Source organism: Denitraticella aggregata (genome assembly GCF_048158365.1).
Classification (GTDB): Bacteria; Pseudomonadota; Gammaproteobacteria; order Burkholderiales; family Rhodocyclaceae; genus Azoarcus_F.
In genome coordinates this window covers 98,266-109,972 of record NZ_JBLLNL010000003.1, presented here as the reverse complement: position 1 = coordinate 109,972, position 11,707 = coordinate 98,266, and the positions used below count along the sequence as shown (strand labels likewise).

At 64.6% G+C, this 11,707-nt stretch carries 12 protein-coding genes; 3 read left to right on the top strand and 9 right to left on the bottom strand.

What is annotated here, in order from left to right; translation table 11 throughout:
- The first annotated feature begins 101 nt into the window (after positions 1 to 101).
- Positions 102 to 1,625, top strand: a complete 1,524-nt coding sequence (locus tag ACKVEX_RS05390; RefSeq protein WP_473214879.1) for a cytochrome D1 domain-containing protein — start codon at positions 102 to 104, stop codon at positions 1,623 to 1,625.
- Between the two features lie 112 nt (positions 1,626 to 1,737).
- On the opposite strand, the gene ACKVEX_RS05385 is transcribed toward ACKVEX_RS05390, so the two are convergent.
- From ACKVEX_RS05385 to ACKVEX_RS05345, 9 genes are all read right to left on the bottom strand, one after another.
- Positions 1,738 to 2,508, bottom strand: a complete 771-nt coding sequence (locus ACKVEX_RS05385) for a Crp/Fnr family transcriptional regulator (protein WP_473214675.1) — start codon at positions 2,506 to 2,508, stop codon at positions 1,738 to 1,740.
- Positions 2,509 to 2,514: 6 nt separating this feature from the next.
- Entirely contained in the window at positions 2,515 to 4,383 is a 1,869-nt protein-coding gene (locus tag ACKVEX_RS05380) for a nitric oxide reductase activation protein NorD (RefSeq protein ID WP_473214674.1), read from the bottom strand.
- A 7-nt stretch (positions 4,384 to 4,390) separates the two neighbouring features.
- Positions 4,391 to 5,458, bottom strand: a complete 1,068-nt coding sequence (locus ACKVEX_RS05375) for a 4Fe-4S binding protein (RefSeq protein ID WP_473214878.1) — start codon at positions 5,456 to 5,458, stop codon at positions 4,391 to 4,393.
- A gap of 51 nt (positions 5,459 to 5,509) precedes the next feature.
- Entirely contained in the window at positions 5,510 to 5,917 is a 408-nt protein-coding gene (locus tag ACKVEX_RS05370; RefSeq protein ID WP_473214673.1) for a magnetosome magnetite crystal formation protein family, read from the bottom strand.
- 29 nt (positions 5,918 to 5,946) lie between these two features.
- Positions 5,947 to 6,747, bottom strand: coding sequence for an AAA family ATPase (locus tag ACKVEX_RS05365; protein ID WP_473214672.1), 801 nt, complete (start codon positions 6,745 to 6,747; stop codon positions 5,947 to 5,949).
- The gene (locus ACKVEX_RS05360) at positions 6,744 to 7,106 is read right to left on the bottom strand and encodes a cytochrome C oxidase subunit IV family protein (protein ID WP_473214671.1); all 363 of its coding nucleotides are present in this window, start codon (positions 7,104 to 7,106) and stop codon (positions 6,744 to 6,746) included. The genes ACKVEX_RS05365 and ACKVEX_RS05360 overlap by 4 nt, the downstream gene beginning before the upstream one ends.
- Positions 7,107 to 7,117: 11 nt before the next feature.
- Positions 7,118 to 7,732 (bottom strand): cytochrome c oxidase subunit 3, encoded by a 615-nt coding sequence (locus ACKVEX_RS05355; protein ID WP_473214670.1) that lies wholly within the window; start codon positions 7,730 to 7,732, stop codon positions 7,118 to 7,120.
- 167 nt (positions 7,733 to 7,899) lie between these two features.
- Complete coding sequence (locus ACKVEX_RS05350; protein WP_473214669.1) at positions 7,900 to 9,282, bottom strand: cbb3-type cytochrome c oxidase subunit I; 1,383 nt, start codon at positions 9,280 to 9,282, stop codon at positions 7,900 to 7,902.
- A 37-nt stretch (positions 9,283 to 9,319) separates the two neighbouring features.
- A complete protein-coding gene (locus tag ACKVEX_RS05345; protein WP_473214668.1) occupies positions 9,320 to 9,745 on the bottom strand; it encodes a c-type cytochrome in 426 nt (141 codons plus the stop codon).
- 397 nt (positions 9,746 to 10,142) lie between these two features.
- Between ACKVEX_RS05345 and ACKVEX_RS05340 the strand changes: the two genes are divergently transcribed.
- Complete coding sequence (locus tag ACKVEX_RS05340; protein ID WP_473214667.1) at positions 10,143 to 10,733, top strand: hypothetical protein; 591 nt, start codon at positions 10,143 to 10,145, stop codon at positions 10,731 to 10,733.
- A 17-nt stretch (positions 10,734 to 10,750) separates the two neighbouring features.
- Entirely contained in the window at positions 10,751 to 11,596 is an 846-nt protein-coding gene (locus tag ACKVEX_RS05335; protein WP_473214666.1) for a hypothetical protein, read from the top strand.
- Positions 11,597 to 11,707: the final 111 nt, after the last annotated feature.

Genomic DNA, 11,707 nt, shown 5'->3' with positions numbered 1-11,707 from the left:
CTCCCGGAATCGATCGCATCGAGCTGAATACCGGATCAGGGCTGACAACGCTCGTCCGGTGTGCAAGCTTACGTTGGGCCGCGATCGCGTCGGTGCTGGGGCTGATCTTCGCGCCGGTCGCGCTCGCGGACGACGCGGCGCCGTCGGTGCAGACACATTACATCCAGCATTGCGCCACCTGCCACGGCATGGACCGGCTGGGCGGCATGGGGCCGGCGCTGCTGCCGGAGAACCTGTCGAGGCTGCGCAAGCCTGCGGCGATCGCGGCGATCACCGACGGCCTGGTCGCCACACAGATGCCCGGCTTCGCAAATGTGCTCGAGCCCGAACAGATCGCCGCGATCGCGGACTACATCTACACGCCGGTCGTGCCCGCACCGACCTGGTCCGAGGCCGACATACGCGCATCGCGCATCCAGCATGTCGACCCGGCGACGCTGTCGGACACACCGGTTTTCGATGCCGATCCTTGGAACCTGTTTCTCGTGGTCGAAACCGGCGATCACCATGTGTCGGTGCTGGACGGCGACAAGCTCGAACCCATCCATCGCTTTCAGAGCCGCTTCGCACTGCATGGCGGACCGAAGTTCGCGCAGGAGGGCCGTTATGTGTTCTTCGGTTCCCGCGACGGCTGGGTGACCAAGTTCGATCTTTGGAACCTCACCGTGGTCTCCGAGGTGCGCGCCGGCATCAATACCCGCAACGTGGCGGTGTCGCCCGACGGCAACTATGTGGCGGTAGCCAATTATCTGCCGCACACGCTGGTGCTGCTCGACGGCGACCTGAACCTGCTGAAGGTGCTGGACGTGACCGCCAGCGACGGCTCGCAGACGTCCCGCGTGTCGGCCGTGTATGAGGCGACGCCACGCAAGTCCTTCGTCGCGGCGCTGAAGGACGTGCCGGAAGTGTGGGAGATCAGCTTCGATCCGGATGCCGATCCGATTCCGGTCGGCGTCGTGCACGACTACCGCATGAAGGAGGGCGAGTTCATCCCCGGCTACCTGAATCCGCGCCGTACCCGTCTGACCGACGTGCTCGATGATTTCTTCTTCACCCAGGACTATTCGCTGCTGATGGGTGCCTCGCGTAACGGCACCGGCCAGGTGGTGAGTCTGGATGCGCGCAGGCGTATCGCCGACCTGCCGCTGGAAGGCATGCCGCATCTGGGTTCGGGCATCACATGGGAGTGGCAGGGGCGCAGGGTCATGGCGAGCACGAACCTGCAGGCGGCCGAAGTGACCGTCATCGACACCGAGACCTTCGAGGTGGTCGCACGCATTCCGACCCGGGGCCCCGGTTTCTTCCTGCGCAGCCACGAGAACAGCCGCTACGCCTTCGTCGATTCGATGATGAGCCCGGAGGCCAAGCACATCCTGCAGGTCATCGACAAGCAGAAGCTCGAGGTGGTGCATGAGATCGTGGGTACGCCGGGCGAGACGCTGGCGCACATCGAATACACCCGCGATGGCCACTACGCGCTCGCCAGCCACTGGGAATACGACGGCGCGATCGTCGTCTACGACGCCGAAACGCTGGAGGAGGTCAAGCGTCTGCCGATGCGCAAACCGGTCGGCAAGTACAACGTGTGGAACAAGGTCATGCGGGAAGAAGGTACCAGCCACTGAGGCTGCAAGACGATGGGTTGAAGCGCTGAGGTCTTGACCCATCCCCCTCCTGACCTCCCTCTTGAAGGGAAAGGAATCCGAAGCTTAAAAAAGTCCTGCTGTGCTCAGTGACTCAGCTCAGCGCCGCGCGCAGCCGCTCGATATCGACCACATGAACCGTCCGGCCCTCGACCTCGATCAGGCCGGCGTCGATCAGCTCGTGCAGCACCCGCGAGAAATGCTCCTGCGTCAGGTTCAGGCGTGACGCGATCGTGCCCTTGTTGGTCGGCAGGCGGATGCTGACCCGACCGCATGAGCTGGCGTCACCGTTCATCTCGTCCTCGCGCAGCAGATAGCCGATGATGCGGTCGCGCCCGTTGCGCAGCGAATAGGCCTCGACGTCGGCGATGAGTTGATGCAGCCGCTGCGCGAGGCCGGCGATGATCTTGCGGCAGAACGCAGGTTCGCGTCCCATCTCCTCGAACACCACGTTCTTCGCGACATGCAGCAGCGTGCATTCGGTCAGGGCCTGGGCCATCACCACATAGGGCCTGTCCATGAACATCACGGCTTCGCCGAAGCTCTGGCCGGGGCGCAGGATCTCGATCACCTTCTCGTGTCCGTCCGACGACGTGAAGGCGAGCTTGACCTGTCCGTCTATGATGAAATGAAAACCTTGGCACGGGTCGCCGCGATGAAACAGCACCTCGCCCTTGCCGACCCGAACCTCCCGCACCCCACGCGCGAAGCGCGCGATCTCGCTGGTGCTCAGTCCATGCAGCAGCGGGATCTGCATCAGCACCTTGAACAGCGGGTCCAGGCCGGTCGTGTCCGGATGGTCCGGATTCGGGGTGGCGTGGGTCGCGGCTTCTCCGTCAGCAAGCAGACAGTTGGTCGGGCACATGTCGCATCACCTCGTCAGTTGTGCATAGAACATCGGGAGCCGGGCAGGCAGTTCTTCCGGCTTGCGGATGACGGCGTAGCCGGCCGGTCCGAACAGGTGTGGCAGATAGCCCGCGCCTTCGCGGTCTATGGTCACACAGAAGGGCACCAGGCCCAGCTTGCGCGCTTCGCCGATCGCGACGCGGCTGTCCTCGATGCCGTAGCGGCCTTCGTACAGATCGAGATCGTTGGGCTTGCCGTCGGACAGGATCAGCAGAATGCGCCTGCTCGCATCTTCGCGCGAGAGCAGCTGGCTGGCGCGCCGGATGCCTGCGCCGAGCCGGGTGTAATAGCCGGGCTTGATTGCCATGATCCGTCCGCGCACCGCATCGTCGAAGCGGTCGTCGAAATGCTTGAGCCGGTGAAAGCGCACATTGGAACGCTTCAGCGACGAAAAGCCCGACAGCGCGAAACGGTCGCCGGTGGCACCCAGCGCCTCGCCGAACAGCAGCAATGCGTCGCGGATCACGTCGATGACCCGGGCCTCGGAGGACACCCAGGTGTCGGTCGACAGCGACAGGTCGGCAAGCACCATGCACGACAGGTCGCGTTCGCGCTTTTCGAGCGACAGGTACAACTGGTCCGATGGATTGCGGCCGATGCTGCGGTCGGTCTGCGCGCGCACCGCGGCATCCACATCCAGTTCGGTGCCGTCGGGGCGCTGCTTCAACCAGCGTCGTCCGGGCTGCAGTGCGGCAAACTGCTGATGCAGGCGCCGCGCGGTGCGGCGCAGGTCCGCCGGCAGTCGCTGTGGCGAGGCGTGGCGCGGCGTCATCTCGGTCAGCCGTACATGGTCCTCGAGCAGCCGGCTCTTGCGGTAGTCCCATTCGGGCAGCGGCAGACCCGGACCGAGCACGATGTCGTCCTCGGCCGCCGAAGGCAGGTCGAGGTCGAAGCGTACCTTGGAGGCGACCGGGTCCTTGTCCTGCGCGAGCGACAGATGATCGAGGTCGCGCGCCGCATCGGCTGCGTTCGGGTCCGGGTCGTCGTCGGTCGGTCGGTTGATGCGCAGGAATTCGGCCACGGCGAGCAGGCTCTCGGCGCGGAACATGATGGACACGCCGTTCTTCTCCTTCGGCATGTCCTCGCGTTGCGCGCGATAGGCGCGTCGTTCGGATTCCTCGGACTGCGGGGCGCCATGGGTGGTCTGCTCCGGATCGGCCTCGCCGGAGCGAACCGCGGCGCCGACCCCGCCGAGCGAGCCGCTCAGCCACAGCAGGATGGGCCTGGGTTCGGGCGTGCCGGCCGGCACTTCCGGCAGGGCCGGCACGCTGCCGGGATCCTCGAGCGCCTGCATGATCGCGGCTTCGCGCTGAGCCTCCTGCGCTGTGCCGCCCTTGGGCGTGTTGCGCGCGCCGCGGTAGGCCTCGACCAGCCTGCGGTAACGCGGCGCGATACCGGGCCAGCGCTCGAGCGCGGCGCAGGTGGCAGCCTGGTTGCGCAGGAAGTCGCCCGCAGTGTCCGGCATGTAGGCGGCCGAGGGCGGCAACCGGTCGTGCGCGGCGGCCAGCGCGGCCAGCCACAGGTAGAGGTCGCGGTTCAGTGTCCGCTCCGGGAATACATCGATCTCGGGCGGCAGCCTCAGCGTCGAGGGGTCCATGCGCGCACGTGCGGCATGCTGGCCGACGCCGGCGATGCGGGCGAGCAGGCTGCGACGCGCGCCGTGCTCGTCTATCGTCGCGGCCGCCACCCGCAGACCGGGGTCGCCGCCCATCGCACGAAAGAACACGCCGGCGGTGCGCTCGATCTCCTTGAGCCGCACCGCGGCCTCGGGATAGTGCCGCTCGGCGGCGCGGGTGATCAGTCGGTGCCAGAATTTGCCGATGGTCTCTTCCATTGCCCGACTACTCCTGTCGCCTGCGCATCAGCGCGCCGGAGCGGAATCCGGCTTCGTTCTGCCGTGCGGCCTCGTCGCTGACCCATTCGAGCAGCGGCCCGTCCGGGTTGTCGTGCTGGGTCTGGTTGCACGCATCGATGCACTGGCCGCATTGCGTGCAGGTGAACATGTGGCGCTTGATGTTGCGTGGCGCCAGCCGCATCGGGCAGGCCGCCTCGCAGGCAGAGCCGCGGTCGGGCAGGCAGGTGCCGCATGCGGACGCCCGGGCACGCGCGAAGCCGACCACCATCGCATCGCGGTTGCCCATCCAGGCAAGGCTCTGGAACAGTCCGACCGCGCACGCGAAGCGGCAGAACAGATGCCGCGCGAACAGGAACTCGGCCGACAGCACCAGCGTGGCGGCGGTGATGAAGATCGCCTGGTTGCGGGTCAGCGTGCCGTTGAACAGGTTGCCATACACTTCGGCGGGCGGCAGCAGGTAGGTCAACAGCACGACCGCCCAAACGAACGCGAAGCCGACCGCCGCCGGCAGCACCACGGCCCACCAGCGCGCATCCGGCCGCCACGGGCGTCCATCCGGCCGCCAGGGCGGCAACTTGTCGCGATCCCACACGCTGGGTTTGCCCGACGCACGGGTCATGACCCGGTTGATCGTCTCCACCACCGAGAAGTGCGGGCACAGCCAGCCGCAATAGAGTCGCCCCCATTTCCAGGCCGCGAACAGGAACAGCGCCGCACCGCCCACCAGCGGCAGGAACAGGCGCAACATCAGGTTCGCCCCCATCTCCAGCGCGCCGATCTGTCCGGCGAAGAACGCATTCAGGCCGAGACGCCATTCCATGCCGAGCAGCCAGGCATGACCGGCGTGGAGGTCGAAACGCAGCAGGTCGAACACCGGTGCGAGGATGAACAGCACGAAGAAGCCGATCTGCCACAGCGAACGCTTGCGCTGGGTGTGGCCGGTATCCGGTCGGCACGAGGCATCCGGGCTCGCCGACGCGATCGGGATCACGCGGCGAGCGTGCACCCCGCGCGCAGCGGCGGCGCTCCGCACAGGTGCGACCGGGGTGCCCATCGCGTGTAGCGTTTCGCCGTGTGTATTCATGCCGGTCTCGATCGCGGCCACTCAGTCTTCGACGACCGGGCCGAGGATCGGGTAGCGCCACTTCTGCGCCAGCATGGCCTTGTTCAGGCCCAGCACACCGAGCAGGATCAGGGTCGCATGCACGCACACGAAGTACAGCACGCCGACCACCCACGATATCGGATTGTCCAGGCCCCCGAGCAGGAATACGAACACGCTGACCCCGACCAGGATCGCACCGCCCCAGATGCTGGTAAACATCGTCTGCTCGACATGGTTGCGCACGATCGGCGACTCATGATGCCGGTGCCTGTGCCACAGCAACACGTTCAGCGCGAAGCCGAGCACCGGGATGATCATCAGGTTGGCGAGGAACAATGCTTCGGCCAGGATCGCGAGCGGCGGTCCGGGCATTTGTTCCTTGAGCAGATTGGGTTTGCGTTCGGCCATGTGCGGTACTCCGGGTGTGAGGTCGGCGGTCAGTGACCGAAGGTGGCGGAGATCACTTCCATCAGCGCCTCGGCCACCTCCGGGTCGTCGGTCAGGCTTTCGACGATCGCGGCCCGGCAGGCGGTCAGCGGCGGCATGCCGTCGCGGATCAGCAGCGCGGCGTAGACCAGCAGGCGGGTACTGACCGCTTCCTCCAGATCCTGATCCTTGAGGCTGCGCAGCGACTGCGCGATGCTGACCAGGCGGGTGGCGAGATCCGGCGTGCAACCGGACTCGCCCAGCACGATGCGGGTTTCGTGCTCGGCCAGCGGGAAGTCGAAGCGCAGGCTGACGAAACGCTGCCGGGTCGAGGGCTTCATGCCCTTGAGCAGGTTCTGGTAGCCCGGATTGTAGGACACCACCAGCATGAACGACGGCGGCGCCTCGAGCAGTTCGCCGGTGCGGTCGATCGGCAGGATGCGCCGGTCGTCCGCGAGCGGGTGCAGCACCACGGTGGTGTCCTTGCGCGCCTCGACCACTTCGTCCAGATAGCAGATCCCGCCCTCGCGCACCGCACGGGTCAGCGGGCCGTCGCACCAGGTGGTCTCGCCATCGCCGATCAGGTGACGCCCGACCAGATCGGCCGCGGTCAGGTCGTCATGGCAGGCGACCGTGTAGAGGGGCAGACCCAGCCGCGCCGCCATGTGTACCACGAAGCGCGTCTTGCCACAGCCGGTCGGACCCTTGATCAGCAGCGGCAGGCGGTTCTTCCAAGCGTGCTCGAACACCTCGATCTCGTCGTTGCTGGCCTGGTAGAAGGGGAGTTGCGTTCCCGGTGTTTCGAGTTTCATAGGTTCAGTCCTTTCCAGTAAGCCAATCCGATCAGCGCGCATACGGCGCCCAGCCATCCGAGCATCACATAGCGCCACAGACGCGGCGCGTGCCGTACCGCCATGAAGTCGAGAATCACCAGGCTGCCCTTCACGAACGCGAGCACGAACAGCAGCGCGACGATGGCGGGCCCGGCCATGCCGCGCTCGCCGATCGCCCACGCGAGAATCGTTGCGGCGATCAGAAACAGCCAGATCACCAGCGCCCGTTGCGGCGTGCCATGGACCCGGTGGTCGAGATCCGCGTCGGGCGCCATGCGACCGGTCGATGAACCGGGCGCATCAGGCGTGACGGGGGAGGTCGGATCGGGTGCAGTCATCGTGGATGGCCTCATCGCATCACATAGACGAGCGGAAACAGCACCAGCCACACGAGATCGACCATGTGCCAGTAGGCTGCGCCGCTCTCGATGCCGTTCATCGCGCCCGGCCCGTAGCGATTGCGGCGCGCGTTGTGCCACAGCGCGGCCAGGATCACCAGGCCGAGCAGCACGTGCATGAAATGGAAGAAGGTCAGCGACAGGTAGAACATGTAAAAGGTGCTGGAAGACAGGCTGATGCCCTGGCCGAACTTGACCCCGAATTCAAAAAGCTTGATCGCGACGAAGCCCAGACCGCACAGGGTCGCGCCGATGAGCCAGCGTGACGCGGCCGCGCCACGGCTGGCCGCGGCTGCCTGCACCGCGCGCACGACGAAAAAGCTCGAGGTCAGCAGCAGCACCGTGTTGATCGCGCCCGCATCGCGGTCCAGCGTGGCCTGCTCGGCATTGAACAGCTCGACGTTGTTCGCGCGGGCGAATGCGTAGGCGGCGAAGAAGACGCCGAACACCAGCAACTCGGCCAGGATGAACACCCAGATCGCAAGATCGCCATGCAGGCGCGGCGCCGGGACGGCGGTTCGAACCGGTTCGATGGGTAGCGGCAACGCGTTCGATTGCAGAGTCATGCGCCGCAGTCTAGGGCGGGGCACAGCGTCGCACCTTGACGCTGGTTAACTCGACCGCGCCGGGGTCGCGACCGCAAAACGAAAGAAGGCGACCTGGGGGTCGCCTTCCGGGAGAGCCGCCGCGCGTTCCGGTCAGGCCCGGGGCGCGGCGGGGATGAAGCGCAATGTCACGCGGTGATCAGCGGTCGGCTCTGACCCCTTACGAAGAAGCTCGAGACATACATCACCAGACCGATCATGAACGCGACCCCGGCCCAGATGCGCATCCAGTAGAACATCGCGACCTGGTCCTGAACCATCATGAACGGCATCGGCGTGTCGGCGACCCGCTGCAGCCACACCTGCAGGATGCCGGCGGCGGTCAGGAACAGCGTGATGAACACCATCGCGATGGTCATGACCCAGAAGCTCCACATCTCCAGCACCTGCGCCCGCTCGTCGTTGGCGGCACGGCCGCGCAGGATCGGCATCGCGTAGCTGATGATGGTGATGACCACCATCACATAGGCGCCGTAGAAGGCCATGTGACCGTGCGCCGCGGTGATCTGCGAACCGTGGGTGAAGTAGTTCACCGGTGCGAGCGTGTGCAGGAAGCCCCATACACCCGCGCCGAGGAAGGCCATCACGCCGGTGCCCAGTGCCCACAGCACGGCAGCCTTGTTCGGGTGCTCGCGCTTGCGGCGGTTGACCATGTTGAACGCAAAGACGGTCATCGCGAAGAACGGGATCGGCTCCAGTGCGGAGAAGATCGAACCCCACCACTGCCAGTAGCTCGGCGTGCCGATCCAGAAGTAGTGGTGACCAGTTCCGATGATGCCGGTGACCAGGGCCAGCGTGATGATCACGTACAACCACTTCTCGATGACCTCACGGTCGACCCCGGTGACCTTGATCAGCACGAAGGCCAGCAGCGCAGCCATGATCAGTTCCCAGACGCCTTCCACCCAGAGGTGAACCACCCACCACCAGTAGAACTTGTCGAGCACCAGGTTGGACGGGTTGTAGAACGCGAACAGGAAGAAGATCGCGAGGCCCCACAGGCCGAGCAGCAGCACGATGTTGATGACCGTCTTGCGGCCCTTCAGCATGGTCATGCTGATGTTGAACAGGAAGGCCAGCGCCACCACCACGATGCCGATCTTGGTCAGCAAGGGTTGCTCGAGAAACTCTCGACCCATCGTCGCGAGAATGTCATTACCTGTCATCGACGCGAGCGTGTTGTAGTCGACCAGCAGATAGCCCAGGATCGTCAGCACGCCGGCGACCAGGAAGATCCAGAACAGCGCCAGCGCGAGCTTCGGACTGTACAGCTCCGTCTCGGCCTCCTCGGGTACGAGATAGTAGGCGGCGCCCATGAAGCCGAACAGCAGCCATACGATCAGCAGGTTGGTATGGACCATACGTGCGACGTTGAACGGGATTTCCGGGAACAGGAAATCGCCGACCACGTACTGGAAGCCGAGTACCAGACCGAACAGGATCTGCCCGACGAACAGTGCAATCGCCGCGATGAAGTACGGCATCGCGACCGCTTGTGATTGATATTTCATTGTTTATCCCCTTTCAGTTTCCGATTCGCGAACCTGATCAACCCTCGATGTTTGGCGGCCAGTCCTGCGTGTTGATGCCGTTGGTGTAACGGAAGAACTCGACGAGATCGTTCAGCTCCTGGTCGGTCAGGTGAAACTGGGGCATTTGCCGCCGGCCCGGTGCATTGGTCGGCATCGCCTGCATCCAGGCCTTGATGAAGTCCGGGCCACGGCGCTCATAGACGTTGCCCAGTTCGGGTGCGAAGTAGGCGCCCTCGCCCAGCAACGTATGGCAACCGAGACAGTTGCGTGTCTCCCATATGTGCTTGCCCGCAATCGCGCCGGGTGTCAGCTCCCCGCGGTTGTCGGACTTGGGCAGTACCTTCATCGTGTCGAAGGTCAAGGCCAGGAAAAGCAGGAAGAAGAAGACGGTCCCGCCGTAGAAGATATTGCGGGCCATCGCCTTGGTGAAGGTGCCGCTCATGGTTTTCCCCTCATTGTTTTTTACGGAATGCGCGTTAACGCCATGCAACCCGAAGGTTGAACGCATTCTGTGGGCGCGTCGGAGGGGTCTCCATGATTTGAATCAATTCCTGAGCAGCGAAATCAGGTTTCTGTGCGCCGGTCCGGCCACGCAGCCATGCGAAGGCTCGCTCGCGGGACGGCGACGACCGACTTGCACGCCGCGAAGTGTCCGACTGCCGCCCGGTCACTTAAAAAATATGCAATAAAGGTATTCCAAAAGCATTCTCGCTGATGCAGAATCTCAGGCGTCGACTGACGCAGCATGAATCCGACGACAAGCCCGGCAGCGCGAATCACCCATTCAGGGCGCCGCTGGCCGTGCAAGCGGTCGTCGCAATCGTTCGAGGAGATCGCGGATGGTCTGGGTCAAGAGGATATTCAAGGGTTTGCTGGTGTTCGTGCTGCTGGTGGGGCTGTCGGTCGCCGGGCTGGAGCTCTACGCACGCGACCAGTTCGGGCGGGTGCTCGATCGCTGTGCCGGCCTGCATGAGCTCGACAATCGCTACAACCCGGTCGGTCTGGTCAGCGGCGCGGCGGAGTGTGCGCGGGCGGGCCGGATCGACGATGCGCTGGGGCTCTACATGCTCGGTGGGGCATATGGTCGCTTCGATATGTATCGCGTCAAGGACCGGACAGCGCATCAGGCAATGTCGATCGTGATCGCGAATGCCTTTGGGGCCCTCGACGAGAAAGACCGCAACGCCTTCAAGCTTGCAGTCACGGGAATCGACAGTGAGGCGCCCAGGCATGTCAGTGCCTGTCGAGCGCTCCGGCGCATCGGCCATCCAGCCTACGAGCCCGTCTATATGACCAGTCACGGAATCGGCAACTTCACCGGGTCCACCACCGGCGACGGTCTCGTCGAGGGCTTCGATGCCGATTCGGCCTGGGAGAAGGTGCTGACCGAATGGGCCAAATGCGCACCGAAGAACGGAGAGGTCCGGTGATGTCGCCGAGCAATCACATGCTGTGGGTCGCCCGGCTCGTGTCCATCGTCGTGGCGCTGCCGGCCTTTGCATCCGAACCCGCCCCGCTATTGCCGGAGGCCTCCGACCCGGTCCTCGGCCACCGCGCCGCCGTCGTCGAATGGGCCTGGAGCCCCCAGTACGCCGAGCGCTTCGGTCTGCCTGTGCAGGACGATGGTCTCGAAGACGGCTACCTGTGGCTGATCGGCATCAAGGTCGTCCGCATGGAGTTCCACGACCGCCCGACCTACCGCTGCCGCATCGTAGGCCTGCTCGACAACCAGGCCCCGATCGTATGGCCGCCCGGCGAGCGCTACGTGATGCACCCGTCGCAGCTGCCGATGGGGGGTGGGTTGCCGGGGCAGGGGATGTACAGGCGGGACGTCGGCGCCAAGACATTTACGCCGGGTCACTCGACTTGGCACAGATTCCCGAAAACGGATAACCAAAGAAGGTACGCCGAGGCCGGCTTTGCTGCGCCCTACCTCAGCTTTCATCGAGGCTATGACGATGGTCTCGCATACTTCGAACTTGAAGCTGCGTGTGCGTACTTTGGCACACCGCAGAAACTGATCAACCGTCTCAGTTTACCGACGGAAGTGGGTCAGGGCGAGCAGCCAGCGTCCCGAGCCTTCAAGCCGGAGGCTCTGTCCTTCGATATCCCCGATCGCATCATGCTGGAGATGTTTCGAGTGACCGAGCTGGCGGCGGACTGGACATTATGTCTTATGCATCGCAGCGGAATGAAGAATCTGGGGCGACGCACGCAGCAGCAGCGGGATCGGCTTCACGGAGTCTCGTGCGAACCGGTCAATGCGATTGAAGGTAAGGACAGTACCAATTAGACGGGCCTGACAGAAGGCCGACATCAACTCTCCCTCCCCTTCAAGGGGAGGGTTGGGGAGGGGATGGGTCTGAAGCGGCGCGCGCCCATGACCCATCCCCCTCCTGGCCTC

What these genes read in the sequence shown, in the direction of transcription:
- ACKVEX_RS05365 (WP_473214672.1), bottom strand. Translation starts at nt 6,747, where the DNA reads ATGAAACTCGAAACACCGGGAACGCAACTCCCCTTCTACCAGGCCAGC.
- ACKVEX_RS05385 (WP_473214675.1), bottom strand. Translation starts at nt 2,508, where the DNA reads ATGTGCCCGACCAACTGTCTGCTTGCTGACGGAGAAGCCGCGACCCAC.
- ACKVEX_RS05340 (WP_473214667.1), top strand. Translation starts at nt 10,143, where the DNA reads ATGGTCTGGGTCAAGAGGATATTCAAGGGTTTGCTGGTGTTCGTGCTG.
- ACKVEX_RS05370 (WP_473214673.1), bottom strand. Translation starts at nt 5,917, where the DNA reads ATGGCCGAACGCAAACCCAATCTGCTCAAGGAACAAATGCCCGGACCG.
- ACKVEX_RS05350 (WP_473214669.1), bottom strand. Translation starts at nt 9,282, where the DNA reads ATGAAATATCAATCACAAGCGGTCGCGATGCCGTACTTCATCGCGGCG.
- ACKVEX_RS05380 (WP_473214674.1), bottom strand. Translation starts at nt 4,383, where the DNA reads ATGGAAGAGACCATCGGCAAATTCTGGCACCGACTGATCACCCGCGCC.
- ACKVEX_RS05355 (WP_473214670.1), bottom strand. Translation starts at nt 7,732, where the DNA reads ATGACTCTGCAATCGAACGCGTTGCCGCTACCCATCGAACCGGTTCGA.
- ACKVEX_RS05360 (WP_473214671.1), bottom strand. Translation starts at nt 7,106, where the DNA reads ATGACTGCACCCGATCCGACCTCCCCCGTCACGCCTGATGCGCCCGGT.
- ACKVEX_RS05335 (WP_473214666.1), top strand. Translation starts at nt 10,751, where the DNA reads ATGCTGTGGGTCGCCCGGCTCGTGTCCATCGTCGTGGCGCTGCCGGCC.
- ACKVEX_RS05375 (WP_473214878.1), bottom strand. Translation starts at nt 5,458, where the DNA reads ATGGGCACCCCGGTCGCACCTGTGCGGAGCGCCGCCGCTGCGCGCGGG.
- ACKVEX_RS05345 (WP_473214668.1), bottom strand. Translation starts at nt 9,745, where the DNA reads ATGAGCGGCACCTTCACCAAGGCGATGGCCCGCAATATCTTCTACGGC.